Consider the following 25217-nt stretch of genomic DNA (forward strand, 5'->3'; position numbering starts at 1 on the left):
CCCGGCTTGCCTTGCTTGTAAGTTTTCCCTGTAATTCTCGCACGAACGTAGCTTGTTACACTATCGTTCTTCATTCTTGTGAATTGACTGGGAAGCCCTAAAGCTTCCTAACCCGCTTGATCAACGGCCGTAAACGGCAATCATCTCGCGGTATATCTTCTCTTCTCTTCTCTCATATGTCTGTCAAAAATCTGCTCGCTTACGACTTAACGTCGTTTAGCGTGCTCCGATAACATAGCAAAAGACCTCTTACAGTGTCAAGCGTTCCATTCAAAGATTTTTCACAAATCTTGCTGTCGCTTGGCGAGCAGAGCATCAACTATCTCTGCAAACCCTTCTCCACCTTCATTTTCTGCAACATAGGTAGGTAAAAACTGCATGGAATCAACTCGTTTTTTTATGTTCCCGACCCCAAAACTCAGAGGAAAATGGGAAAACATCACTTGGTCGTTTGGGGCGTCCCCACAGTAACAACCAGTTTCCAGCATTTCCTGCTCATCGAGGCCAAGCACCTGGCTAAAAAAGGCTCTGGAACCTTCATACTTGTCAAACGACCCAAACCAAGCATTCACGTGTATCGAACTGACAGCTGTACCAGCACCCATATCTCGGCAGATCTCGACAATCTTATCGATACCGGCCTCAGAAAGAAAGGGGGGTTCACTTCCATGGTCAAAAGCAACATCGTATATTCGTGCAAACTGATCGCTCGATACCTTGGCACCATCAACAGAAGCGAGGACCCGTTTAATCATAGCCTGCACGCGTTCCTGATACCCTTCCTGCACAATTGAAGGATGTACAAAATGACGAATAGCACCATCCTCTCGATAGAGACAGACAGCCCCGCTTTCACTCAACACTGCCTCTATCGGCCATTGGCGGAGATAGGTGTCCCCCCAACCGGCTGAACCACCTGTTACACAGATGGTTCGGATTCCTGCCTCTTCAAGCTTATACAATGCTTCTAAAGCAATTGGCCGTAGTTTTCCATGGGTGGTAAGCGTGTCATCAACATCGGTGAGCAGGAAGGCAATCTTTTTTGCTTCTGTATCTAAGAGATTTTTTAATGGTTGCATGCTCACCGACTCATCGAAGAAAGTGTGCCATCACGAATAATAGCCCTAATATAGGTCAAGAAGGACATCACAGCAGCAATTGCTGCCAACACAAAAACCCCAGTGACTACGGGACGCAAGGCCTGGACAAACGAGGAATCACCAATCCAATTACCCAGCGCAATATAGAGGATACCCAACGCTCCACTCACTGCATACAGCACTGCCTTGCTCTTCCCCCAGATATTTGCAGCAACCGGCTTCCCCTTGCCCATCATCAGCATCCTGACAAACAGGATGGAGAACTCACGCCACATGATCAAAATAAAAGTCCAGAGTGGCATAATTCCCGCTCCCGAGAGGCAGACAAAATAGGTCAACCTGCTAAAAGTATCAGCAAAGGGATCCATTACCTTTCCCAAGTCAGTCACCAAATTTTTACTTCTCGCAATCTGGCCGTCCAACAGATCGGTCAGCTCTGTTAAAGCCCAAAGCACAAGCGTAAGGATGGAGGCCGCATCCTGAAATGAAGGTCCGAACCATGAGCCAAGATGAAATGCAATGAAAAAAAGTGGTGCCATAATCAACCGCGACACAGTAAGCTTATTCGGAATATTCATACGGACCTCTCATTAGCCGAACAAACGGCTGAATTTGTCTTCAAGGTAGCTTGTGAACAAACTCGCGTCAAGACCTCTGTTGGTTACCTTCTCCAGCGTTTCAAGGCCGGTATTGATTGCTCCTCGTTCATAGATTGAGGTTTTCAGATAGTCACTGATGGTCCCCAGATTACCACTTTGCAATAATGAAGAAACTGGCAGATCTTCCTTCACCTTTTTCCAAATCTGTGCTCCATAGAGATTTCCCAGAGCATAGGTTGGGAAATACCCGAAATCACCACTACTCCAATGGACATCCTGCAGCACCCCTTCCTTAATCGATGCAGGAGTGAAACCCAAGAGTGAACGGTGCTCCGCATTCCACGCTTCGGGAACCTCATTGATGGAGACCTCCCCATTGATAATCATCTGTTCCAGATTAAAGCGAAGCATGACATGCAGGCTGTAGCTAACCTCGTCAGCGTTAACCCTGATCGGAGTTCTCTCCACTTTGTTAATTGCAATTACAAACTGATCCTCGGAAATCCCTGCAGTTTGTACAGGAAAGAGTGCTTTGAACCGGGGATAGTAGAAATGCCAAAACTCAGGACTTTTGGCAATCATGTTCTCCCAGAGCCTGCTCTGCGACTCATGCATTCCAAGCGAGGCGCCAACTGCCAAGCTGGTCCCCTTCAGTGCTGCATTTGAGGCACCCATCTCATAAAGAGCATGGCCTCCCTCATGAACGGTGGAACTGAAACTATCCATCACCGAAGGATCAGTATAGCGGGTAGTAATTCGAATATCATCAGAACCAATGGTGGTGGTAAATGGATGCACAGAGACAGCACAACTCCCTCTCTGGAAGTCAAACTGCATTGCCTTCAACACCTCATTTGCAAACATCTGTTGTTGTTCAATCGGGTAGGAACCATAGAGAAAAGAACTATCCACAGTCTTTGAGGAGAATCGGTCCACCAAGGAGATCAAAGGTTCCTTGATCTCACTGAAGAGTTGGGCAACCTGGTCAGTCCTTATCCCCTCCTCAAACTCCTGGAGCAATCCATCATAGAGGCACCCTCCCTCCTGTTTCAATAGTGTAGCTTTCTCTCGCACCAACGTTACCATGGAAGAGAGGTCCCCACTGAAGAGCGACCAATCGCCTGCCTTGCGCGCAGCAACCCAGCTGTTATGGGCTCTTGCCCCTTGTTCAGATATTGAACGTACCAATAAGACAGGAAGCTTTCTCATTTTCTCATACTCCCGTCTCCTGATCCTAATCAGCCCAAGCTCAACATCCGATGCATCATTCAAACCCTCAAGATGTGCCAACACCTCCCCCATTTCTGGGGAACTGGCCAAGTCATGCCGCAGTTGGGCAAGATAGCCCAGTTGCACCGACCGCTCTTCCAATCCCAGAGGAGATAGTGATATCTCCTGGTCCCAGTAGAGTGTTGCCTCCATATGATCAATCAATACAATCTGGCGATCAATCTCAACCAAACGTGCATATGCTTCTCTTTGTGTCATGGATACCTCCAACTGAAATTGAGAGCCAGAATGGCTCCGGCTCTCAGTATTACATTCCTTACTGTCCTACAGTTGTTCCTTGCTTGCAACCTTCTCTCTCACCATATCAATGAAAGCCTGGGTTGTAAGTCCGTTCTCCTGTTTGCCGCTTCTGAGGCGTACTGAAACCTGGTCATGCTCCATCTCACGTTCACCAATGATTACCATGTACGGTATCTTCAGTTTCTGGGCGTTACGAATTTTTGCATTCATCCTGTCATCTCCAAGATCAGCAGAAACTCGAAAACCTTCGCTGCGAAGTCGCTTCTCCAAGGTCTTTGCATAGTCAAAGAAGGTCTCCCCTACTGGGATGATCTTGATCTGCTCAGGTGCAAGCCAAGGCGGGAACGCCCCTGCGTAGTGCTCGATAAGCACCCCGAAGAACCGCTCGATGGAACCAAGGAGGGCACGGTGGATCATATAGGGACGCTTCTCCACTCCATCCTTGTCTACAAAGGTCATGTCAAATCGTTCAGGTTCGTTGAAATCGAATTGCACTGTGGAAAGCTGCCATTCACGTCCGATGGCATCCTTGACCTTCAGGTCAATCTTCGGGCCATAGAAGGCACCACCACCCTCGTCAACCTCATAGGAAAGACCTTCCTTCTCAATGGCCTGTCTGAGGGCCTCGGTTGCATCCGCCCAACGCTGCGGATCCCCGACAGCCTTTTCCGGCATCGTGGAGAGGTATGCATTAATTTCGGAAAACCCGAAGGAGTGCAACATATGCAGCGAGAACCTGAGTACTTCCAAAATCTCATCGTTCATCTGGTCTGGAGTGACAAACAGGTGAGCATCATCCTGGGTGAACCCACGAACGCGCATCAGCCCGTGCATCGCACCAGCCTTCTCATAGCGATAGACAGTCCCCAGCTCCGCCCATCTGAAAGGCAAATCGCGATAGGAGTGCTTGCTGTTCTTATAGATCATGATGTGGAACGGACAGTTCATCGGTTTCACATAGTAATCGCTCTTGTCCATCTCCATGGGAGGATACATCCCTTCCTTGTAGAAACCAAGGTGACCACTGGTCTCCCAAAGCCAGGAACGTCCAATATGGGGGGTGTACACCATTTCATACCCATTGGCATAGTGCTCCTTACGCCAGAAATCCTCGATTGCCTGTCTTATACGGGCACCCATTGGATGCCAATAGACAAGACCCGGACCTGCTTCCTCATGCAAACTGAACAAATCAAGTTCCTTGCCGAGCTTGCGGTGGTCGCGTTTCTCAACATCTTCAAGATGCTGCAAATAGAGACGAAGTTCCTTGGCATTGGACCAAGCCGTACCATAGATACGGGTCAGCATGGGATTGGTTTCCTTGCCTCTCCAATATGCTCCGGCAATGCTCATCAATTTGAAGGCATCACCGTTAAGCTCCTTGGTAGAATCCACATGGGGACCACGACAGAGGTCGGTAAACCCTCCTTGGTTGTAGAGGCTTACCTCTTCATCCTCGGGAATTGCCTCGAGCAATTCCAACTTGTACTTCTGGCTTGCAAAGCGCTGCTTTGCTTCATCTCGGCTGACCACCGTCCTTACAAACGGCTTATCCTCCTTGATGATTGCACGCATCCGCTCGGAAATCTCATCGAGGTCCTCTGTGACCAGCTGCCGGGGAAGATCAAAATCATAATAGAATCCATTATCAATCGCAGGACCAATAGCAATCTGTGCATCTGGGAACATCTCGAGAACCGCCTCTGCCATCACATGTGCCATTGAATGCCGTATCTTGGAGAGTTTCTCTCCTGCTTCTAACGTTGCCATACTATCTCCTCACTCATACCCATTCCAACAAAAAAAGCCTTCATGCCCTCACCCTACCGGGTGGCATGTTCCACTTCCGGCAAGGACGAAGACATGAAAGCTCTCATGTTCCGCGGTTCCACCTTGCTTCCCTTCCCAGCTTATTCACTCTGGGAAAGACACTCATTGCACCTGTATCGCCAGGTATGCGGCATGGCCTACTAACTGATGCGTTCGACCTGCAGCTCAAAAGGGGTTTTCATCGGGCGCCATTCAGACTTCTCTCAACCAAGGAAGTCCTCTCTTTGAATCCGCTACCGACTACTCGTCTTTCTCATCGCCTTGTCCTATAGAATGCTCACATCGAAGCAATTAGTCAAGTCCAAAGTGCCTGGGAAATAATCTTGGCAGCACGTTCCAACAGATGTTGGTCATCTTCAGCAAAACGCCCTCTTTGGGCGCTATCCACATCCAGGACTCCTAGCACATCCCCATTTTTATTGATCAAGGGAACCACCAATTCACTTCTGGAAGCACTGTCACAGGCAATGTGGCCAGGAAAGGTGTGCACATCGTCTACCCTCACACTCTGTTTTGAACGAGCAGCAAGTCCACATACTCCACGATCCAAGCTGATATCAGTGCAGGCAACTTTTCCCTGGAATGGACCAAGCACCAAGGCCGTGCGGTCCTCCTTCATGAGGTAAAACCCCACCCAGTTGATCCTCTCCAGATACTGGTTGAGCAGAGCTGAGACATTGGAAAGATGGCAATATCGTCTCTCTATACTCCCATCCCACCCTTCAGTTATTGCAGAAAGTTGTTCAAGGAATGAACTGCCTGTACCTACATGCATATGATTACTCCTTGGGCTTCAGTATTGCACGCATCGCTTCTACGGGGCTAGAGGCTCTATTGCCTCCCCTGAGTCGAAGTGCAACAGAGGGCTTTACTACCACCCCCGGCCCGTTGATACAGCCACCTTCACAGCACATGACCTCAACCAAGTCGGCATCTACAGGTCTTTTCTCCCACGTTTTCATCACCCGGGCCATTTTTCTGTCTATCCCATTCACCGGGAAGAACGAAATCTCATCCCCAATCGCAGCACGCTTGTTCACACAGGCAGCAGCACCGCCAGAGAGGGCAAATTCCCTGCAATCTTCAAAGCGGGAAACATCTTCAAGATCAGTGGCATCCATCTCCCGAACATCAATATCTTTTGCGACAAAGAGGGACGCCAGTTCGCTGAAGGTCAGCACACCGTCTATGGTGCCAAGGGAGGCAGCCTCATCTTTCTTTGCCAGACAAGGACCGATGAAAATCACACTCGTATCCTTATTCCGCTCCTTGGCCAGCATTGCTGTGTATGCCATCGGGGAGAGAGCTGATGACCGACGATTCTCAAGGAACGGAAGGTGCTTGTCTACCAGCGTCATGTACGCTGAACAACAGCTTGTTGTCATGAATCCTGTTCCTTCTCTCTTTCTGGAGGCCAATTCTTCAGCCTCGTGCAAGCACGTTTCATGAGCACCTTCACTGACCTCAATCACTGAGGTGAAGCCGGTGGCAAGCAGAGCATGCTTTATTTGGGCAAGGGTTCCGGGAAATTGCCCTTCAATCGCTGGCGCAATAATTGCAGTCATATGGTCTCTGTTTTTGAGTTTTTTGGCTACAGTCATGATTGTTGAACGCTCCACAATCGCTCCAAAAGGACAGCTTATTGCGCATTTTCCGCAACTGATGCATCTGTCCCAATCAATTTCCACATAGCCCGTTTCATTCTTTTTCACTGCATCTACTGGACAAGCCTGTTCACAGGGAACGGGAATATGCACTACTGCATGGAAGGGGCATACCTCCATGCATTTCCCACAACGGATGCACCTGCTCTCATCGATGTGTGCCTTGCCCCCTGAGAAGGTAATGCAGTCCTTCGGGCAATTGGAAAGACAAGGACGCGCAAAACATCCACGACAGGCATCACTGATCATGTATCGATCGGGAGGGCAGGATGAACAAGCAGTGCTGATTGTCGTCAACAAAGGGGAAAGCGGTTTGTCTTCCTCCATGATCTCCTGCACATAGGAAGAGAGGCTCTTCATTTCATCATCCTCTCTCTCGATATCAAAACCCAAGAAGGCCATGATACGGTAGCGTACCATCGCCCGTTCCTTGTAGATGCAACACCGAGTGGGAATACGTTGCTTTGGAATGAGCTGTATGGGAATCTTGTCCACATTCTGGACCAAGGTATCTTGGAAAAATTGCTTGAGCACCTCAGTGTGCACTTGGCGCTTGATTGTTGTGTACTGGTTGTTCAATTCAAGCATGGACGGCCTCCCGCAATAATTTACATAACTTATCCTGGGTCATCTCTCCAAATACTTTTCCATCAATCTCAATATAGGGGGGACGGACGGCCATTGTATCATCCTTGCAACCTGAGATGCAGGAAATGCCATGGATATCACATCCTGCAAGCACAACAGGGTCCAAAAAATCCTGGTAAAGCAATAGATCGGCCCCACCCTGCACAAAACATGCAGTCCCCACACAAATCCTGACACTCACCTTCTCTTTCTTTCCCATGACTGTATCTCCTATATATATTCCAAAGATGTTTCTTTCAAATAGTTGTCTTCCAATGCCCGCTGCAACCTGCAAATCAAGGTTCTACGAATCCCAATTTCCACCGGAATGCTGGGATCTTGGTGTGCTTCATTAATTTTCGTTCCGACGATGAAGTGTACTTGATCACTCTCTTGCATGACCTGAATGAACTTCTTCACTGCATCATTGGGTAGGGTATATGCTTGCCTTTTTTGCTCCAGGACGGTTGCCACTTTACTCAGTGTCAACATCCCTTCCGTCACCAGATCCAGCCCTTCCATCTTCGAGCATGGCGGTACTTGTGGGGACCAACAGCTCATATCAACTTTCAAAGGTCGATTCAGGATTCTGCTTACAATCTGGGCTGTCGTTCCTCCACTGACAATCCGTTTCCCTTCAAAACTCCGGATTTTCTCTACCAGTACACAATCTTGTTCTTTCTTAAAGGGAGGACCAGTTACTACCAGTGTCCTCCTGGGTTTTCTCACATACAAAACCATACAGGTAATGTCATCCTTTGCAGTAAGACGATCGAGCGTATGGGCATGGGCCACAACATCCCGTGCAAGATCGTGACTAGATATATCTGGATTCCGTTCGATTAACTTTTGGGCGAATGACCTCACTCCATCAAGACGCCAGCCCAAGGGAAGCGATTTTCCCATGCCAGCCTGGGTAACACCATCACTAAATATCAAGAGACGACTTCCAATGGGAAGCTTCAGAAAAGAATGCCCTAACACTTCCCGCTTAAATGCCCCATCCCTTTTGAGATCAATCTTCTCCCGTTCCCATCGGACGGGAACACCCCCTTGGAACATGAGTGCTGAAGGATTGTCGTACTCAACAAGATTCACCAGTACTTCACCCGCGTTGTTCCTTCTCAGATCAGCAATGGTGAATGTTGCATAGCTGATCTTTCTTTCCTTGCACACAGGAAGTGTATTCATGATAATCTTAGCTGAGCGCGTCAAATCCATGGGACTGAAGCTAAGCTTATGGGCCATACGGGCTGTAAGGCTTGCCAACACATTTGCCTTTACGCCACTACCCAGTCCATCACTGAGTGTGCAGACAATCTGGCCAGATGCATCCTGTCTAGACAGCAGGAACACATCCCCTCCAATTTTTTGACCATGCTTGTAGATTTGTGCATAATCTACATCAATGAAAACGTCGTTCATGATTCTTCCTGCGTATATCCGTCTTGCTCCCCGCTGGGAGGAACCTTGAAGGTATCAATAAGACTATTCAGCATGATTTCAGTCTCTGCTGCATTCTCCCCAAGCAAGGATGCAATCTTTTGTACTGTCTCCAAGCTCCTTTGGATTACATCCTCAGCTTTCTTTACTACTGTCTCGCGCCGAACCGTAGGAGTAGTAATATCTTCAAACAAAGCACCAACTAGATGCTGCTTCTCTACTGAGAAGAAGGTCACCTTGAGAAAGGTGTCCTCGTAGTGCAGCCGGTACTGCCGTACCATGGAAGAGGTGAACTGGTCCATGAACTTTTCATAGAACGGTACAAACCGTTTTACAGGCAACCCAAAGACCAGATTCAACTGTGATGGCCCCAAAGAGAAGTCAAGATCACCGAACAGCTTCAGGAAGTTGTTGTTGCAGTCCACTATTTGGAGTTGGTCATCCACAATTACCACTCCTACAGGAATGGTCCTGAGCAATACATCCATCTTGCTCTGGGCTTCTTTCCTCATCTTGGTTACACACATTTCAGGTTCAGCCATACCATCTAGATAGGCAACGGCCATCTCCCGGCAACTGTTGTAACCACACCCTCCACAGTTCAACTCCTCTGCTGCATCCCGCTTTCCCAGAAGTTTGAGCGCTTGGTCAATTTCCTCTTTACTATGCGAAGATATGAAGCTGGATACAGGCTTCTCTTCTTGCTCATTGTTTTTCACAATAAGGGAATAGCCCCCATCTAGAAGCTTGGCAACAAATGAGGCATCTCCGTTAAATATTGGCACTCGGTCTGTGATCCGACTGCGTGTATAGCGTGAGCTCAAGCTCTTTTTGGTAGCAGAGGAACGACCTTGGCTGCTTACTGGTCCATTGATGCACCCTCCTTCGCATGCAAGGAGTTCTAGAAATGCTGTATTCAGATCTTCCTTCTCCATCCCCGATAAAGTCCCTGCTACTTGGTTCATACCACTGATAGCAACAGCATGAGTCTGGAAGGGGTCACTTCCCCACTTCAAGGAAGCAATCATTCCGCCCTCAACCGGGTATAGGGTTGACTTTCCAGCTCGGCAGGGGACCAGAGAAGGAACAATGGACGAATCTGCGGTGACTTCAGCTTCAATCATGTCCAAATCAATCTGCTCGGCCAAGAGCCAAGCATTGAGCTCCTCATAGGTCAAGGCAAAATCCGGATAGCCGGGAGTCTGGTCTGCTTCCACCTTTTTTGCAATGCACGGACCAATGAAGACCACTCCAATCTCCTGTCCATAGAGCGCTCGTAAATATGCGCTATGACACTGTAAGGGGGAAGGTACCTTGCTTAGCTGGTTTATCAGTGATGGGTAGTACTTTTTCACCATCTGAACCACCGTTGGACAGGCAGAGGAAATCCATGGGCAAGTTCCTTCATGGGATTCTGCATACATCTCAATTGCCTGGTTAACCAAATGTGCTCCAATAGCTGTCTCACTCACTCCACTGAACCCCAGACGGGTAAGCGCAACTACCAAGCTGTCAATGCTGAAGGGGAATTCGGCTACACAGGAAGGAGCAAGCGAACAGAAGATTTTTCTTCCACTCTGGACAAACTGCCTGACCCTTGACAAGTCACCACGTATCTTTTTTGCATGAGAAGGACAAATATCAACACAGTGCCCGCAATAGATACATCGATCCTTTACAACAACAGCTGAGCCATCCTTCACCTGGATAGCCTTTACAGGACAACCACGAACACATTTATAACAGTCGCGACATTCAGTCAGCTCAGTAAAGATGGGGTGTATCATTACAACCCTTCCCTCTCTACCAAGGCATCTACAACCAGTTGGAGCACCTCTTCAGCAACAAGCCCCTGGTAGGTAGCATCGGCGATACGGATATTCGGACCCTTGGAACAATCACCCATACACAGGTGTCCTACCAATTCGACTTGACTTGCATATCCAGACTTCTGCAAATAAGACTCCAAGACTGCAAGTGTCTGGGAATTCCCTCGAGCAAAGCAAGAACTCCCCATGCACAGCTCCACGACCAGTTTCTTCATTAGTGACCTCATTACCTTTTCTCTTGTGGTCATGGTAGCGATGGAAGTGTCGAATAGTCAATAAATATTTAATCCAATGGGTTTTATAATTTAATATTTTCCGATTTCAATGCACATATTTAGGATAAAAATGCTTTTTTATATACTCATATTCACATTAAAATGGGGTATCATTACGATACCCCATATATCTGCACACTACGTATTACCAATCATCCACTTCGCTACTCAGTTCCTTCTTGTTCATCTTTTGCCGTACCTTGGCAGAAAGGACCGCGAAACTTGTAGCCAGATCTGTGCGCTGTACCACCACATGGTCCGGAAGCCTCAGATCCTTGGGTGCGAAGTTCCAGATGGCGAGCAATCCACACTCCACAAGTAGCTCAGATGTCTCCTGAGCTTGGTCAGCGGGAACGGCAAGCACGCCAATGTTGACATGGTTCCGATCAATGTACTCCTTGACCTTGCTGAGAGGAAAGACTGGAACGTCTCCAAGCCAAGTATCCCACTTATTTGGATCGACATCAAAGGCAGCTACAATCTTAAGTCCATATCTCTCGAAACCCTCGTACCGTGCGAGAGCTGACCCCAGATGGCCAGCACCTACCACAATTGCATCGGTGGCATTATCCCACCCTAAGGTATGGATGATCGCCTCAATAAGATTTACAACTACGAACCCTACCTTGGGTTTACCCTCAATCCCGGTACAGGAAATGTCCTTACGCACTTGAATCGGTTTCAATCCAAGCTCTTCAGCCAAGGTAGTTGCACTGACCATCTCCATTCCTTGCTCCCGATACCCCTGCAAAAGCCTGAGGTAGGAAGGAAGCCGCTTGATGGTGGGAATAGGAATCCCCCGATAACCTGTCTCCATGTATCACTCCTGTTGCAAACTATCTATTACGCGGTGAATCACTTCAGAAGGGGTTGAAGCCCCTGCCGTTATCCCTAGTATATCATAGCTACGCATTTCGTCGGTAATTTCCGTTTCATTCTCTATATGCCAGGCCTTTTTTCCCCGTTTGCATACCAGCCGGTACAGTGCACGGGTGTTTGCACTCTCCCTCCCCCCGATTACCACCACAGCATCGCAGGCATCAGCTAACTCGAGCGTTGCTTGTCGTCGGTTGATTGAGCTTGGGCATACCTCATTGGCAAAGATAATCTCACACCCGTAACGTTCCCACGTTCTCAAGATAGCTTGGATTTCATTCCATAAGCCTTGGTCAAATGTCGTCTGCACAAACACCACATAGGATTTCCCAGGCTCAGGAAGCCCAATATCCTCAGGATTGTGTATCAAGACAGTCTCACAGCTCTTCCCCCCACACTGCACGCCTCTCATCGCAAGAGTCTCAGGATGCCCTGGGTGCCCTATAATCAAAATGGTGTGACTCGAAGCATATGCGGCAATGCTTGAGAGGTTGTGCTTCACCACTGGGCAGGTTGCATCGACCAAATCAAACCCAGCCTCCACAAAGGAGGAACGTACTGTATCAGGTACTCCGTGTGCACGAAGTACGACCACCCCTGGCTCATAGCCTTCTGATCCTGCAATAACCTGCATCCCCTGATCGGCAAAAAAAGCACAAGTTTCGTCATTGTGAATGAGTTTTCCCAATGAATACACAGGCTTGCCAGCATCTTTTGCATCCTGCAAAGCTGAAACAGCAAGAGCCAATACTCTGGACACCCCTTTGCAATACCCCATGTTTTTGGAAAGAATCAGTTTCATATACCCCCATTATGGCAAAAACGCTGCCACATGGTAAGAGTGCGGCAGCGTATGACTTGCAAGATAGAACAGGTTACTCTGCTTTCTTTGCTTTTCTCTTTGCCTGAGCATTGCTGACCCAGTAGAGCATCGCAGGTGCCAGCAGGTTGGATGAGTAGGTTCCAAACAGAATACCAAAGCCCATCTTCACTGCGAAGAGTTGGATGTCACCGGAAGCAAAGATTGCGAGCGGAATGATAGCAATCAAGGTTGTGACTGCACTCATAACCGTTCTTGTCAACGACTGGGTAACACTGTGATTGATATTCACAGACAACGAAGCGTTCGGTGACAATGCAACATTTTCACGGATACGGTCGAAGATAACAATCGTATTGTTCAGTGAGTATCCAATAATGGTCAACAGTGCTGCAACAGTGATTCCAGAGAACTCAAAGCGGAATAGTGTGATTACTGTAAGCATCATCAAAATATCATGCACCAGTGCGATCAGGGATGATACTGCATAGGCAAAGCGGAATCTGACCCAGACATAAAGCAGGATCAAAGCCATTGCAACCACAATAGCAAGGATGGAACTGGAGAGCAGCGTTGCACTGAACTTAGGTCCAATATAATCGCTCTGGAGTACCACAACGTTGCCCGATCCAAAGGCTGCATCCAACGCATCTTTCACCTCAGTTTCCATGGAAGCTTGTGTTGCACCTTCCTTGATACCAAGACGAATCTGGAACGTCTGGCTTCCATCCATCCCGACAGTTTGTACACGTACATTACCCAATGAGTCAAAAGCAGAGCGCACATCCTCAATGTTGGTGTTCCCACTACTTTGGAAATTCAGTTTGGTGGGTTCAGCTGAGAGTGTTGCAGGGAATCCATACCCACTGAGCAACTGGGAAGTTTTCAAGGAACCATCCACAACTGTTACACTGATGTTTTGCACAGCGCCAAGTGCTGTTGCCAGATCTTGTGCGGTTGGATACTTTGATGCACTGAAGTTGGTACTGGAAACCCCTTCATCACCCCGAATCTCAAGCGTGAGGCCAGAACCAGATACAGCAAGGACTGCATCCTTGTTCCCAGTATAGGTAACTTCCAAGCCAATGGGAGCTATCTGGATTCTTTGACTCAACCCACTTTCAAAATCAACACCCAGGTTGAAACCACCCATCATAACGAAGGAGATACCTCCGGCGAGCAGGAGGACTACAGCCAAAGCCCAGGCGTACCAGCGAAGCTTGATAACAGGAATATCTTTCTTAAGCATTTAGTTTTTCCTCCAGCTGATGTGTAGCTTCTTGCCCTCACGTTGGGCGACGGTCGCATCAAAGATGAGATGCGAAACAAACAGAGCAGTAAATACCGAGCTCACAATACCGATAGCAAGGGTATTTGCAAAGCCCTTAACTGAACTACTTCCGAGCTGGGAGAGAACCAAAGCTGCAATGATTGTAGTTATGTTTGCATCCATGACGGTCCAGAATGCTTTATCAAATCCTGCCTTAATTGATGCGACATCACTCTTGCCCAACCTTCGCTCTTCCTTGATACGCTCAAAGATGATGACATTGGTATCAACAGCCATTCCCAAGGTTAGGATAAGACCGGCAACGCTGGTCAAGGTCAGGGTGAAATTGAAAGCAGAGAGAATACTGATCATGAAGAACATATTCAGCAGCAATGCGAGGTCTGCAACCAGGCCACTAACGTGGTAGTAAGCAAACATCAAAATCATTACCAGAGCGAGTCCAACAGCAATAGCCTTCAAACCGGCAGATACGGCATCTTCACCAAGTGTAGCACCTACAGCCTGCTGACTGCTGACAATCAACTCGATGGGGAGCGCAGCGGTCCGCAGAACAATCGCAAGGTCAGCTGCTTCCTCGGAATTGAAACCGGAAATCTGCACATTGCTCCTGATCCCCTCATTGATGGTGGCCATAGCCTTTACCTTGCCATCCATCACTACTGCCATGGTGTCTCCAACATGGGTGGATGTCAGCTTGTAGAAGATATCTCCTCCAAGGCTGTCCAACTTGAAGTTGACAACTGGACGACCGGTGATTCCATCGGTTGCAGTGGTTGCACTCTCAAGGTGAATTCCGTCAAGCCCAATCTCCTCCTCGATCACTACATAACTTTCCAGCTCATCAATACCATACTCGTCACTGACATAATAGCCAGCGGCAATCTTGCCAGCAGGCAGGAATGAAGGCTGCTTCAGAGCACCGGTGTCGGTATAGACCTCAGAAGGATTCTCTGCATAATAAGCGTTCAACTCAGAGGTTAGTGTGTTGTCAACTATCTTAAAGACAAGGGAACCCTTGCCACGGAGAAAGGAGTTTACACGTTCTGGGTCTGCAGCACCGGGAATTTCAATGAGAATCTGGTCGTCACCTTGCAACCGGATGACTGGCTCACTAACACCAAACTGGTCAATACGTTTCTCAAGAATCTCGATATCTTGGTGAATTGCTTCAGAAATCTCAGCAGAAGAGGCGGCCTTGCCAATTTTTTCCTCATAGGCAGCAACATCAGCCTCCAACAGAATACTCATACCACCTTTAAGGTCCAAGCCCAGTTGCAAAGCCTTGTTTCCCAAAGCCTTCAGATCGAGCAATGAAGTACGATAGTAGGACTCGGCCGAATCGAACATATCCTGCTCGTTGTAGAACCCAGCAAACAATGCTTCAACAGTCCAATTCCGGGGAACTGAACGCTTCATCGCCTTGTAGTTTTCCTTTGCATACTCCTTCAAATAGGAGAATTCAGAAGGCAGGGCTGCCTGGGGGTCATCAGCGACCAACTCCTTGAGTGCACGGAGATCACGTGAAGCCTGTCCACGGGAATACTCCTTAATCTGTACATTTGAGCCTGTTGCAAGTTCTTTGGCGTCCTGTGGTACGAATCCATACCACGCAATCGTGGGATATAGGAAGAACCCGCACAACAAGACAACCAACAGAACGACCACCAGACGACTCCGTTTTTTCATGATACTCTCCAGATGTCTTTTATAGAATTATTTGTCTTTCTTCTCAGCTTCGGCGGAGACTTCCTCTACGGGAGCCTCAACACTCTCTTCAGGAGCAGAAACCTGCTCTTCCTTTTTGCTCTTCTTCTTGCTGGAAGCAGTTGCACCATCACCTTTTCTGTTTATGATGCTACTGATGGCATTTCTGGAGAACTCCATACGTGTGTTGTCGTCAACCTTGACCACCACGGTAGTCTCTTTCACCGCCACAACAGTTCCATGGATACCCCCGATGGAGACAACCTTATCCCCCTTCTTAATGGAGGAAAGCATCTCCTTGGTCTCCTTGTCCTTTTTCCTCTGCGGACGGATAATCAAGAAATAGAAGATAACAATAATGAGACCAAACGTAACAAAGGTCGTCATCATTGAACCGGTTGTTGAACCTGCGGCGCCGGCCGTTTCAGGGGCTGCCATAACACTAATCAATGAAAGCATTGGTAATCCTCACTTTGCATAAAATCGGATGCAGAAAAGAGGCGGAAGAAAACTTCGCATCCAATTTTCCAAGTACCGGTTAAAGTAGCACGTTCGCTACCCACTAGTCAAGTTTCAGCATCAAAAGCCATAAGACGCAAAAAGGGTCGCCAGAAAGCGACCCCTCATGCAGGCTCTGGGACTACATCATCCCGCCCATCCCTTCAGGCCCTGGAGCTGCAGGAGCTGCAGGCTCTGGGATATCGGTAACAACACACTCGGTGGTTAGGATCAAAGAAGCAATCGATGCAGCATTCTGCAAGGCACTTCTGGTGACCTTCACCGGGTCGATGATACCACTCTCAGACATGTTTACCCACTTGTCGCTTTCAGCATCATAGCCAATACCCGGCTTCTCATGCTTACACTTGTCGGCAATAAGTGAACCATCAAGCCCGGCATTCTGGGCAATCTGGCGAATCGGCTCCTCAAGAGCACGGCGAACAATCTTGTATCCAACCTGTTCATCTTCAGTGAACTTGGAGATATCCATCTTGTCCATTACCTGAACTGCCTGGATGAGTGCAACACCACCACCTGGGATGACGCCTTCCTCAATAGCTGCACGAGTAGCGGAAAGCGCATCCTCAACACGATGCTTCTTCTCTTTCAGCTCAACTTCTGTAGCAGCACCGACATTCAGAACGGCAACACCACCGGCGAGTTTAGCCAAACGTTCTTGAAGCTTCTCGCGGTCATAATCACTGGTAGTATCCCCAATCTGGGCCTTGATCTGTGCAATACGATCCTTGATGTCACTCTGCTTTCCGTTTCCGTTGATAATCGTGGTATTCTCTTTCTCAACCTTAACGGTCTTTGCCCGTCCAAGCTGGGAAAGGTCAGCATTCTCAAGCTTCAGACCGAGCTCTTCACTGATGACCTCGCCACCAGTAAGAATAGCAATATCCTCAAGCATTGCCTTACGACGATCGCCGAACCCAGGAGCCTTCACAGCAACTACATTCAAGATGCCACGGACGCTGTTAACAACCAATGTTGCAAGAGCTTCCCCATCCACATCCTCTGCGATGATGAGCAAAGGCTTGCTTGCCTGGGCAACTTTCTCGAGCACAGGAAGCAATTCTTTCATGTTGCTGATCTTCTTGTCATAAATAAGAATAAAGGGATCATCAAGAAGAGCGGTCATGGTGTCACGGTTGTTGCAGAAATATGCAGAGAGATACCCACGATCGAACTGCATTCCTTCGACGAAATCAGTGGTGGTCTCAATGGTCTTGGACTCTTCAACGGTGATTACTCCGTCCAGACCAACCTTCTCCATTGCATTGGCAATCTCATCACCAATGGTGCGATCATTGTTTGCACTGATGGAAGCCACCTGTGCTATCTCTTCCTTGTCCTTGATCATCTTGGCCTGTTTCTTGATTTCGGCAACGGCATCAGCTACAGCCTTGTCGATACCACGGCGAATACCCATTGGATTCACACCTGCGGCCACACTTTTCATGCCTTCCTTGATAATGGACCAGGCAAGAACGGTTGCGGTGGTGGTACCATCACCTGCAACATCATTGGTCTTGGTTGCGACTTCCTTGAGAAGTTGAGCGCCCATGTTTTCAAACGGATTCTCCAGCTCGATTTCGCGTGCTACAGAAACACCATCCTTCGTGACAGTCGGAGCACCGAACTTCTTGTCGAGAACAACCAGGCGACCTTTCGGGCCAAGCGTTGCCATTACTGCGCGAGAGATCTTTTCAACACCAGCCACTAGGGACTTGCGTGCCTCTTCATTGAACTGCAATTGTTTTGCCATACTATATATCCTCACTTAAAGAATATGTGGTGCGATTACACATAGTAGACCGCTTTTGGCCTACCGACATGTAAAATACAAAGAAAAATGCGGAGAAGCAAGTAAAAAATACAGATTACCCTATTATCAGGGTCAGCGACATGCCAAACAGGGCTGAAGCCACATTGCTCAGCAGATTCACAACATCATTATCAACCCAACGAATCCCTCGTTCGAGAGGAAGAATCCTTCCATCCACAACTGCATGCTCGGTGATACGGTCATTGACCTCATCATAGTAATGGGCTTGGACTGTTGCCCCAAGGACGCTATCAAGCAAACATCCAAAAAAGGAACTCAGCGCTATAACCGAGACATACAGAACACTTTTCCCTGTGACAGGAAGAAAACACCCCCATACACAAAGCGCAATCAGTATTGCTCCCAACAACCCACTGGCAAGGCCAAGGGGGCTTACCGCACCGCTGAGACCTGGAGTCATGGACCGTCCAGTGAGAATGGAAACAGGTTTTGTCTTGGAAAGAATCCCAACCTCACCTGCAAAAGTATCACTTGCGGCCTCCCCCACCGAGGCGCCAAACATAACCAAGAAAGGGATGGAGGGATCTAGTGCATAGAGCAGGGCACTGACCAGCGCCATCAGCCCATTGGCATAGACCTGGGAAGCGTCACGCCTACCACCCTTCTTATGAATTTTCATTACATCGAAGGCTATGGAACGCTTCGCAATCTTTCCCAATACCCCGGCAGAAATAAAGAAAAGCAAAAGGGTAGCCAACCCACCAAAACCCAATATCCAGGTGGTGCCAAACCCAACAAGGAAAGCAGCAACAGCCCCACCTAGAGTGAGCTGTTTGGTAAAATAACTTGAAATCGCCACCACGGCCATGATACCAACCAAAACCCAAAAAGCAAAGGGAAGTGCAAAAAAGAATGTATTGAACAGTGATGCGAGCGACCCAGTTGGAGGTACAAGATTCGCATAATCAATCATAGCAACACTCCTAGAATCAGTACTGCCGAAAAGGGGACTGTAATATTGTCCAAGCCAAGCGGGGTAAGTGCCTCCGCTGCTGCTGCAACGAGCCCAACCACCAAGGATATCCCCAGGACAGCGGGAAATGAGAGCGCAGAGAAAAAGCCCAATCCGATGAGAGCGACCAATGTACTGACAGAAGCCATGGTCAAGGTACCTGCCCAGCTCTTAATCATACCGGGGACCGGCAACTTCTTCTTTCCCCACTTGGAACCTACCAAGGCAGCGAGCCCATCACCATAGCCCATGACGAACACAGCAATACTACAAACCAGAGTGGAGACAACCCCTTGATACTGTAGTATGACTAGAAGGAGGAGGGTAACGGGGAAATAGATCAGCCCATAGTTCCGCCTCTTGTCATCCATTCCAAGGGATTTGCCCCAGTCAAGGAAGGTGAACAAGCTGTTCAGGATGATGAAGAGAATTGGGCCGATAACAGCAAAGGAAAGTGAAGTAAAAAATTGTACTTCAATGAACCACCAATTCGAAACACCAATATGTACGAACTTGCGCATCGCCTCACTGGAGATTGAAGCGTACCGCTTCAAGATAATTCCTACCAAGATGATGAGCGCCAAAAAAGAAAATGATAGTGCCAACCCAAGTATATTGTTATCCATAACCGACATCATGCTGAGAATATTCGATAAATGCAAGAACCCCTTGGCTTGCAGGAGGCAATTTATCCTTTTGGGTGCGTGTGATAATTGACAGCTAAAATGGGCCGTGATACCGTTTGAGTGCTTTCGGTTTTGTGTTGCAGCTGATACGTAATTCCTAAATGTTCGCACGCGTGCGTTACTGAATCGCTCCCGCAGACAGGTAAGAGTTCAAGACTGCGCCACATGAAGCAATATTGAATGACAGGCTCTGCCTGTGAAGGATGCTTTGAATGGCCAAGAAAATTTATGTCGGAAACATGAGTTACCGGACAACCGAAGAAGAACTTCGGGACCTGTTCGCACAGTACGGTACTGTACTCAGTGCCAATATCATCATTGACCGCGAAACCCGACGCCCCAAAGGGTTCGCCTTCGTGGAAATGGAAGAGGATGCATCTGCCGATGCTGCGATATCCGAGCTGGATGGCAAGGATTTCGGTGGGCGAAACCTTCGTGTAAATGAAGCAATCGCAAAACCCAGACCGGCACACGGCAGTTATCACCACTAAGCCAAACCACCATGATTCAGTAACGGGAACGGAGCCAAAATGGCTCCGTTTTTTTAGTCTGGTAGGTTACCCCATCACGTGTAACTTCTGAGGTGAACATCTGATAGGGACGAACCCACAAGTAATTACTGTCATTTGGGCGGTACAGCACCATGGTGGAGAGCAATTCACTCTCAATGACCGTGTCCACCACTTGGTACAAGCCTCCCTTGAAATGAAAGGTATCAATACCTCAGGGCAAGCCCTGGACTCAGGAGGCGTTGCCTCCTTTTCCGCCCCAAAGGACGAGGTATCTCACCTTGCTTTCCCGGCACTCGCCCCAGAGAGGAACCTTCCTTCTGATTCCTTTCCTCTCGCTCCGTTGGGGAATGACGATACCATCCCCTTTGTATCTGCTGGGGAACTACCATGCCCCACCGCCTCCACCGCCAAAACCGCCGCCAGAGAATCCACTGGAGCCAAACGAGGAGTGGATGGGGGATCGAGAACCACTCTTTGCCTGTGCATATACTGCCTTTTCCATGACACTGGTATGCATCCTATGGCTTAGTGCACTATAGAACAGTGCATTTCTAATCGGCCGGTTCCCCATATACCACTGCGGCTCAGCGAGCGCTATTTTTGCGAACTTTTTTGCCCAGACATCTTCCAACCCAAGCACGATAGCATAGCTGAGGACGTGGTAGAACAGTGATGGGTCGCTGTCGATCATCATTTTCAGCTTGTCCATTTCCACCTTGCTTATGAATTCGCGATATCCCACAATCTCCTCAAGTTTCTTCTGGGCATACGTACTGCGTTTTCCTGTAACGATGGCCAGGAATCCGAGATACGCAGGAATAGCAACAAGGAATAACGCCATGACTACCGAGTAGAAGACACCATGTCCAAATACGGAATTCATGAACAAAAAAGCAAATCCAAAGAGGACGATTGCCGAGACACCAAGCAGGAAAAACTTGAATCCCTTCTTGAAAGCGGAAGAAGTCTCCCAGATGGCATTGAGGCGACTGGCAACCAAAGCAAAAACGCCAAGGCTGGAGAAGCCAACTACCAAGAACACCACCGTTTCAGTGCCAATGTAGGATATTGTAGAGGCAATCGCCAACATAACTACCGAGAGGGCACCATACAACATGGCAGCAATACGCTTGCGTTCTGCCTTTCCATCCCTAAGCTCCCGCTCTCCCTTGAAATAGGAACGAACCTCCGTTTTTGCCTTCTCAAGATCTTTGCTGAAAGTCCCTTTCTCCAACTGTTTGAGCGTCACTTCTGTACCATCCCCACAGGCAAACAGTGCAGAAAACAGATGTTTTTCGTGTGCCTTGGTGGTAGCGGGCTCCTTGATCTTGGTAAAGGTGAACTCCTTCTTGCTGAGTTCGCTGATGGTCAAGCAACCTTGGTCTGCCCAGTAGAAAATCATGCTGGTTAGATCTTTGTTATCAACTACCCCATCGGCCAAATAACCCACTTCCATCGGAGAAAGATCCTCTGGAGGATCAAAACGCACTACAGGAACAAAGAGCTCCTCTTTTCCATAGCGGCGGAAAAGGAATGTAGCATGCACTGTGGCAGCAAATGCAACCAAGATGGCAAAGATTGATGCAGGAATGGTGAAATCTATAAAAGGGCGCACATCAGAATAGTATCCCTCATCCATCTGCACCCGTAGGGTAAGTGCTTCTCCTGGGTACAGGTCATTCGCTTCCCCTGTTATTGTTTTTCCATCAGCACTAATGGAAAAACTTCCACGTTGTGCAGTGGATCCATATGTTCCCCCGGTAAGAAAGACCAGGGAACGATCAATAGGTTTGGGTAAGTTCACGGTAAAGGAAACATGCTGTATGGGAGCTTGCCACCCTACCCCTACAATATTGTAGTAAAACTCATCATATTCATCGTTTCTGTCGTCACCGATGGCGTAGTCATACCTGATCTGGTACTCCTGGATACCTGTCACTGTCCTGTTCTCCGATCCAAGACGGAACGTGGCATACCCAGAGGAAACCGAGTCCCTAACAATCGGCACGTTGGCCTCAAGGTTGGTGAGCTTCACGTTCTGTCGACCAAAGAGAACCGGTATTTCCCGGTAGATACCATGTCGAGGAGAAGAGAAATCAACAACAATGTGTTCCTGCACTGCGTAACTATTATCCAGTCTTACATCAACTTGTAAATCATATGACTCAAATTGATAGTCCACTGCAGGCAATAGCACCAGAGTGAAAGAGACAACCCATAGCAACAACAGTGGTTTTTTTACCATTAAAACTTCACCTCTACACGAGCTCTGGCCTCCTCCTCGATTTCCAAATAGGGTTTCTTAGAGAAATGTGCCATGGAAGCTATGATCGAAGAAGGGAATACCTCACAAATGGTGTTCAATTGCTTGATAATGGCGTTGTAGTACTTACGAGCGCCCAACAATTGTTCTTCAATCTTCTGCAGCTGAGCTTGGAGGTCCAAAAATCCTTGGTTTGCCTTCAAGTCAGGATATGCCTCACTGAGGGCAAACAGAGATTTAAGGGTGGAACTGAAGGCATTATTTGCCTCATTCTTGTCTACCATTCCCGTTGCATTCATCGCCATATTCCTTGCCTCAATGACCTTTCGCAACGTCTCTTCCTCATGCTTGGCATACCCTTTCACCGTCTCAACAAGATTAGGTACTAGGTCATAGCGCTGTTTAAGGTGGGCATCAATTGCCGACTCTGCTTCTTCAGCCTGATTTCGTAGCCGAACGTACCGGTTATAGATACTAATCCCATACAAGACAAGCAGAAGCACCACTGCAATCAATAGATAGGCAATTGTCATACAATCCTCTCCTTACTCCATACTAATGTGTAGCATGCAATATGCGGAAGCTCCGGTCAAGAGTTCGACAAAAAGAAGCTATGAAGCTTGCAATGGAAGCGATTGTACTGTATCTTTATTCGTGTAAAACGCATAAATATTCCATTCCAGGAGAATCCAAACCATGAGGGAACGACACAACCGGTTGGCGGTCGTCAAAGAACTTATCAAGAATAATAGGATCGACAACCAGGATACGCTGCTGGAGATGCTTAAAACCGAGGGGTATACAGTTACACAGGCTACGTTATCCCGCGATTTGAAGATGCTCAAGGTCGGAAAAATTTCCGACGGTTGGTCAGGCTACTACTATAGTTTGCCGGAAAATGACTTAATCAGTGAATCAGAGAAGAGCTACATTCAAGATGTACGAAGAGGAATCCTGTCCATAGAATTTTCAGGAAACTTCGGTGTCATCAAGACCAGACCGGGACATGCCAATTCGGTCGGTATTGCCTTGGATGTGCTGGCAATCCCTGAGATTCTTGGAACCTTGGCCGGTGATGACACCATCTTTGTCATCCTCCGAGAAGGGATGACCAAGGAAGATCTGCAGGAGAGCTTCAAGACACGCATCCCCGACATAGAAGAGTAATCATACCTTGCCTAGAAACGCCCCTCCGCTTACAATGGAGGGGCTTTCATCTACCATAAGGAGCAACCACAATGACATACAAAAATCTCGATACAAGTACGGCTTTCAAAACTCTGGGAGCTCTCGAGGCAAGTGACCTAAGACAAGTCCTGAATCCTGAGCGCATCAAAACCTACCAGGTCAAAGCCAGTGATACACTGATGTACAACTATGCGGCAATGCCAATTGATGAACACCATCTTTCGGTCCTACAACAGTTGAGTGACGAACTCCAACTTACCCAGAAGTACCAAGCGCTCGTTGATGGAAACGTCATGAATACCGGAGAGAATCGCCTTGTGCTGCACCATCTCACCCGTGGCCAAGTAGGAAAAACTGTAGAAGCTGACGGTGAAGACAAAGGAGCTTTCTACCGAGAGCAACTTTCCAGGATCAAGACCTTTTCCGATGCAGTTCGAAGTGGAACCATTGTAGGTTCAACGGGAAAACGGTTTACCACCGTTGTCCAGATAGGAATCGGGGGAAGCGACCTAGGGCCAAGAGCCATCTATCTGGCCTTGAAGGGGTGGTGTACAAGAGAGGGTATTGAGCAGTTGAATGCCCAATTCATCAGCAATGTCGACCCTGATGATGCACAGGCTGTAATCGAACAGCTAGATTTGGAGCGTACGCTCTTCATCTTGGTTTCCAAGAGTGGGACGACACTGGAAACTCTGACCAACCGAGATTTGGTCATTGAAGCCATCAAGAAAAGTGGCATTACAGGAATAGACCCTTCTGCCCATATGGTTGCAGTAACCAGCAAGAGCAGTCCACTTGCATCCTCATCCTCTGTACTCGATGCCTTTTTCATCGATGACTATATTGGAGGAAGGTACAGCTCCACCAGTGCAGTAGGGGCTGTCATTCTCTCCTTGGCCTACGGCTTCGAAACGGTACAGTTGTTCCTTGAGGGTGCCCATCAAGCTGACTTGGCAGCACAATCCCCAAAAATCAGCGAAAATGCTGCCTTGCTTGATGCACTGCTCGGTGTCTACCTGCGCAACGTCCTTCACTATCCCAGTACTGCCATTCTACCCTACTCACAGGCATTGAGCCGCTTCCCAGCACACTTGCAACAACTTGACATGGAGAGCAATGGAAAGCATGTAAACCGTGATGGTGAGACACTCTCCTATCCCACCGGACCTGTTATTTTTGGCGAGCCTGGGACCAATGGACAACACTCCTTCTACCAGTTGCTGCACCAAGGGACCGATATCGTTCCTCTGCAGTTCATTGGATTCTCTGTTTCCCAGTATGAGAAGGATATTCAGGTGGAAGGTTCGAGCAGCCAAGAAAAGCTCAATGCCAATCTGGTCGCCCAGATTGTAGCCTTTGCACGTGGAAAGGATGATACGAATCCTAATAAGCAGTTCTGTGGAAACCGACCAAGCAGCTTGCTCTACGCAAAACAGCTTAACCCTTCGGTCTTGGGTTCCTTGTTGGCACACTATGAGAATAAGGTGATGTTCCAAGGATTCATCTGGAATCTCAATAGTTTCGACCAGGAAGGGGTCCAATTGGGAAAGGTACTCGCAACCAAGGTTCTCAATGGCTGTGAAGGAGACGAGGTACTCGAATCCTTTATCGGCCTTCTGTAACACATCCTCTCCTCGGCCCCCGATTGGGGGCCGAATTATTCCTCACGTATCCT

General features: G+C 48.2%; 24 protein-coding genes and 1 other annotated feature. Of the genes, 3 read left to right on the plus strand and 21 right to left on the minus strand.

The genetic code is table 11. The features are described 5' to 3' along the window. Positions 1-281: 281 nt before the first annotated feature. The 18 genes from DYP60_RS10390 to DYP60_RS10475 all read right to left on the minus strand — a co-directional run bounded on the left by DYP60_RS10390 (position 282) and on the right by DYP60_RS10475 (position 19519). Positions 282-1079 (minus strand): HAD-IIB family hydrolase, encoded by a 798-nt coding sequence (locus DYP60_RS10390; protein WP_117330947.1) that lies wholly within the window; start codon positions 1077-1079, stop codon positions 282-284. A 2-nt stretch (positions 1080-1081) separates the two neighbouring features. Then, positions 1082-1678 (minus strand): CDP-diacylglycerol--glycerol-3-phosphate 3-phosphatidyltransferase, encoded by a 597-nt coding sequence (gene pgsA, locus DYP60_RS10395; protein WP_117330948.1) that lies wholly within the window; start codon positions 1676-1678, stop codon positions 1082-1084. A gap of 12 nt (positions 1679-1690) precedes the next feature. Beyond that, positions 1691-3187, minus strand: a complete 1497-nt coding sequence (locus DYP60_RS10400; protein WP_117330949.1) for a carboxypeptidase M32 — start codon at positions 3185-3187, stop codon at positions 1691-1693. 66 nt (positions 3188-3253) lie between these two features. Next, on the minus strand, positions 3254-4999 hold the full coding sequence (thrS, locus tag DYP60_RS10405) for a threonine--tRNA ligase (protein ID WP_117330950.1): 1746 nt from the start codon (positions 4997-4999) through the stop codon (positions 3254-3256). A gap of 78 nt (positions 5000-5077) precedes the next feature. Continuing rightward, positions 5078-5325: a binding site (T-box leader), on the minus strand. A 29-nt stretch (positions 5326-5354) separates the two neighbouring features. Next, on the minus strand, positions 5355-5834 hold the full coding sequence (locus DYP60_RS10410) for a GAF domain-containing protein (protein WP_117330951.1): 480 nt from the start codon (positions 5832-5834) through the stop codon (positions 5355-5357). A 4-nt stretch (positions 5835-5838) separates the two neighbouring features. Next, positions 5839-7311, minus strand: coding sequence for a monomeric [FeFe] hydrogenase (locus DYP60_RS10415; RefSeq protein ID WP_117330952.1), 1473 nt, complete (start codon positions 7309-7311; stop codon positions 5839-5841). Further along, the gene (locus DYP60_RS10420; protein WP_117330953.1) at positions 7304-7570 is read right to left on the minus strand and encodes a (2Fe-2S) ferredoxin domain-containing protein; all 267 of its coding nucleotides are present in this window, start codon (positions 7568-7570) and stop codon (positions 7304-7306) included. Before DYP60_RS10420 ends, DYP60_RS10415 begins: the two co-directional genes overlap by 8 nt. Before the next feature lie 11 nt (positions 7571-7581). Continuing rightward, on the minus strand, positions 7582-8775 hold the full coding sequence (locus DYP60_RS10425; RefSeq protein ID WP_117330954.1) for a SpoIIE family protein phosphatase: 1194 nt from the start codon (positions 8773-8775) through the stop codon (positions 7582-7584). Next, on the minus strand, positions 8772-10580 hold the full coding sequence (locus DYP60_RS10430) for a [Fe-Fe] hydrogenase large subunit C-terminal domain-containing protein (protein WP_117330955.1): 1809 nt from the start codon (positions 10578-10580) through the stop codon (positions 8772-8774). Before DYP60_RS10430 ends, DYP60_RS10425 begins: the two co-directional genes overlap by 4 nt. Then, positions 10580-10837, minus strand: a complete 258-nt coding sequence (locus tag DYP60_RS10435) for a (2Fe-2S) ferredoxin domain-containing protein (RefSeq protein ID WP_117330956.1) — start codon at positions 10835-10837, stop codon at positions 10580-10582. The genes DYP60_RS10430 and DYP60_RS10435 overlap by 1 nt, the downstream gene beginning before the upstream one ends. Before the next feature lie 205 nt (positions 10838-11042). Next, the gene (locus DYP60_RS10440; RefSeq protein ID WP_117330957.1) at positions 11043-11714 is read right to left on the minus strand and encodes a redox-sensing transcriptional repressor Rex; all 672 of its coding nucleotides are present in this window, start codon (positions 11712-11714) and stop codon (positions 11043-11045) included. 3 nt (positions 11715-11717) lie between these two features. After that, entirely contained in the window at positions 11718-12575 is an 858-nt protein-coding gene (gene ispH, locus DYP60_RS10445) for a 4-hydroxy-3-methylbut-2-enyl diphosphate reductase (RefSeq protein ID WP_117330958.1), read from the minus strand. Between the two features lie 73 nt (positions 12576-12648). Beyond that, positions 12649-13842, minus strand: a complete 1194-nt coding sequence (gene secF / locus DYP60_RS10450; RefSeq protein ID WP_117330959.1) for a protein translocase subunit SecF — start codon at positions 13840-13842, stop codon at positions 12649-12651. Beyond that, complete coding sequence (secD, locus tag DYP60_RS10455; RefSeq protein WP_117330960.1) at positions 13843-15570, minus strand: protein translocase subunit SecD; 1728 nt, start codon at positions 15568-15570, stop codon at positions 13843-13845. A gap of 27 nt (positions 15571-15597) precedes the next feature. Continuing rightward, positions 15598-16047 (minus strand): preprotein translocase subunit YajC, encoded by a 450-nt coding sequence (yajC, locus tag DYP60_RS10460; protein WP_117330961.1) that lies wholly within the window; start codon positions 16045-16047, stop codon positions 15598-15600. 181 nt (positions 16048-16228) lie between these two features. Beyond that, positions 16229-17860, minus strand: coding sequence for a chaperonin GroEL (groL, locus tag DYP60_RS10465; protein WP_117330962.1), 1632 nt, complete (start codon positions 17858-17860; stop codon positions 16229-16231). Positions 17861-17975: 115 nt separating this feature from the next. Further along, on the minus strand, positions 17976-18854 hold the full coding sequence (locus DYP60_RS10470) for a DUF92 domain-containing protein (RefSeq protein WP_117330963.1): 879 nt from the start codon (positions 18852-18854) through the stop codon (positions 17976-17978). Beyond that, entirely contained in the window at positions 18851-19519 is a 669-nt protein-coding gene (locus tag DYP60_RS10475; RefSeq protein WP_117331035.1) for a diacylglycerol/polyprenol kinase family protein, read from the minus strand. The genes DYP60_RS10470 and DYP60_RS10475 overlap by 4 nt, the downstream gene beginning before the upstream one ends. Before the next feature lie 272 nt (positions 19520-19791). Here DYP60_RS10475 and DYP60_RS10480 point away from each other — a divergent pair, with 272 nt between their 5' ends. Next, complete coding sequence (locus DYP60_RS10480) at positions 19792-20070, plus strand: RNA recognition motif domain-containing protein (RefSeq protein ID WP_117330964.1); 279 nt, start codon at positions 19792-19794, stop codon at positions 20068-20070. 16 nt (positions 20071-20086) lie between these two features. Here DYP60_RS10480 and DYP60_RS10485 read toward each other — a convergent pair whose 3' ends face one another. The 3 genes from DYP60_RS10485 to DYP60_RS10500 form a co-directional block, all read right to left on the minus strand. Further along, the gene (locus tag DYP60_RS10485) at positions 20087-20299 is read right to left on the minus strand and encodes a DUF1653 domain-containing protein (RefSeq protein WP_117330965.1); all 213 of its coding nucleotides are present in this window, start codon (positions 20297-20299) and stop codon (positions 20087-20089) included. Between the two features lie 174 nt (positions 20300-20473). Continuing rightward, entirely contained in the window at positions 20474-22336 is a 1863-nt protein-coding gene (locus DYP60_RS10495; protein WP_117330967.1) for a DUF2207 domain-containing protein, read from the minus strand. Continuing rightward, positions 22336-22887: a LemA family protein gene (locus DYP60_RS10500; RefSeq protein ID WP_117330968.1), complete on the minus strand. Its 552-nt coding sequence runs from the start codon at positions 22885-22887 to the stop codon at positions 22336-22338. The genes DYP60_RS10495 and DYP60_RS10500 overlap by 1 nt, the downstream gene beginning before the upstream one ends. A gap of 163 nt (positions 22888-23050) precedes the next feature. On the opposite strand from DYP60_RS10500, the gene DYP60_RS10505 reads away from it, so the two are divergent. Beyond that, positions 23051-23521, plus strand: coding sequence for an arginine repressor (locus DYP60_RS10505; protein ID WP_117330969.1), 471 nt, complete (start codon positions 23051-23053; stop codon positions 23519-23521). A 71-nt stretch (positions 23522-23592) separates the two neighbouring features. Beyond that, on the plus strand, positions 23593-25164 hold the full coding sequence (locus DYP60_RS10510) for a glucose-6-phosphate isomerase (protein WP_117330970.1): 1572 nt from the start codon (positions 23593-23595) through the stop codon (positions 25162-25164). The last annotated feature ends 53 nt before the right edge of the window (positions 25165-25217 follow it).

It is taken from the genome of Sphaerochaeta halotolerans, assembly GCF_003429665.1.
GTDB classification, from domain to species: domain Bacteria; phylum Spirochaetota; class Spirochaetia; order Sphaerochaetales; family Sphaerochaetaceae; genus Sphaerochaeta; species Sphaerochaeta halotolerans.

What these genes read in the sequence shown, in the direction of transcription:
- DYP60_RS10390 (WP_117330947.1), bottom strand. Translation starts at nt 1,079, where the DNA reads ATGCAACCATTAAAAAATCTCTTAGATACAGAAGCAAAAAAGATTGCC.
- pgsA (WP_117330948.1), bottom strand. Translation starts at nt 1,678, where the DNA reads ATGAATATTCCGAATAAGCTTACTGTGTCGCGGTTGATTATGGCACCA.
- DYP60_RS10400 (WP_117330949.1), bottom strand. Translation starts at nt 3,187, where the DNA reads ATGACACAAAGAGAAGCATATGCACGTTTGGTTGAGATTGATCGCCAG.
- thrS (WP_117330950.1), bottom strand. Translation starts at nt 4,999, where the DNA reads ATGGCAACGTTAGAAGCAGGAGAGAAACTCTCCAAGATACGGCATTCA.
- DYP60_RS10410 (WP_117330951.1), bottom strand. Translation starts at nt 5,834, where the DNA reads ATGCATGTAGGTACAGGCAGTTCATTCCTTGAACAACTTTCTGCAATA.
- DYP60_RS10415 (WP_117330952.1), bottom strand. Translation starts at nt 7,311, where the DNA reads ATGCTTGAATTGAACAACCAGTACACAACAATCAAGCGCCAAGTGCAC.
- DYP60_RS10420 (WP_117330953.1), bottom strand. Translation starts at nt 7,570, where the DNA reads ATGGGAAAGAAAGAGAAGGTGAGTGTCAGGATTTGTGTGGGGACTGCA.
- DYP60_RS10425 (WP_117330954.1), bottom strand. Translation starts at nt 8,775, where the DNA reads ATGAACGACGTTTTCATTGATGTAGATTATGCACAAATCTACAAGCAT.
- DYP60_RS10430 (WP_117330955.1), bottom strand. Translation starts at nt 10,580, where the DNA reads ATGATACACCCCATCTTTACTGAGCTGACTGAATGTCGCGACTGTTAT.
- DYP60_RS10435 (WP_117330956.1), bottom strand. Translation starts at nt 10,837, where the DNA reads ATGAAGAAACTGGTCGTGGAGCTGTGCATGGGGAGTTCTTGCTTTGCT.
- DYP60_RS10440 (WP_117330957.1), bottom strand. Translation starts at nt 11,714, where the DNA reads ATGGAGACAGGTTATCGGGGGATTCCTATTCCCACCATCAAGCGGCTT.
- ispH (WP_117330958.1), bottom strand. Translation starts at nt 12,575, where the DNA reads ATGAAACTGATTCTTTCCAAAAACATGGGGTATTGCAAAGGGGTGTCC.
- secF (WP_117330959.1), bottom strand. Translation starts at nt 13,842, where the DNA reads ATGCTTAAGAAAGATATTCCTGTTATCAAGCTTCGCTGGTACGCCTGG.
- secD (WP_117330960.1), bottom strand. Translation starts at nt 15,570, where the DNA reads ATGAAAAAACGGAGTCGTCTGGTGGTCGTTCTGTTGGTTGTCTTGTTG.
- yajC (WP_117330961.1), bottom strand. Translation starts at nt 16,047, where the DNA reads ATGCTTTCATTGATTAGTGTTATGGCAGCCCCTGAAACGGCCGGCGCC.
- groL (WP_117330962.1), bottom strand. Translation starts at nt 17,860, where the DNA reads ATGGCAAAACAATTGCAGTTCAATGAAGAGGCACGCAAGTCCCTAGTG.
- DYP60_RS10470 (WP_117330963.1), bottom strand. Translation starts at nt 18,854, where the DNA reads ATGATTGATTATGCGAATCTTGTACCTCCAACTGGGTCGCTCGCATCA.
- DYP60_RS10475 (WP_117331035.1), bottom strand. Translation starts at nt 19,519, where the DNA reads ATGGATAACAATATACTTGGGTTGGCACTATCATTTTCTTTTTTGGCG.
- DYP60_RS10480 (WP_117330964.1), top strand. Translation starts at nt 19,792, where the DNA reads ATGGCCAAGAAAATTTATGTCGGAAACATGAGTTACCGGACAACCGAA.
- DYP60_RS10495 (WP_117330967.1), bottom strand. Translation starts at nt 22,336, where the DNA reads ATGGTAAAAAAACCACTGTTGTTGCTATGGGTTGTCTCTTTCACTCTG.
- DYP60_RS10500 (WP_117330968.1), bottom strand. Translation starts at nt 22,887, where the DNA reads ATGACAATTGCCTATCTATTGATTGCAGTGGTGCTTCTGCTTGTCTTG.
- DYP60_RS10505 (WP_117330969.1), top strand. Translation starts at nt 23,051, where the DNA reads ATGAGGGAACGACACAACCGGTTGGCGGTCGTCAAAGAACTTATCAAG.
- DYP60_RS10510 (WP_117330970.1), top strand. Translation starts at nt 23,593, where the DNA reads ATGACATACAAAAATCTCGATACAAGTACGGCTTTCAAAACTCTGGGA.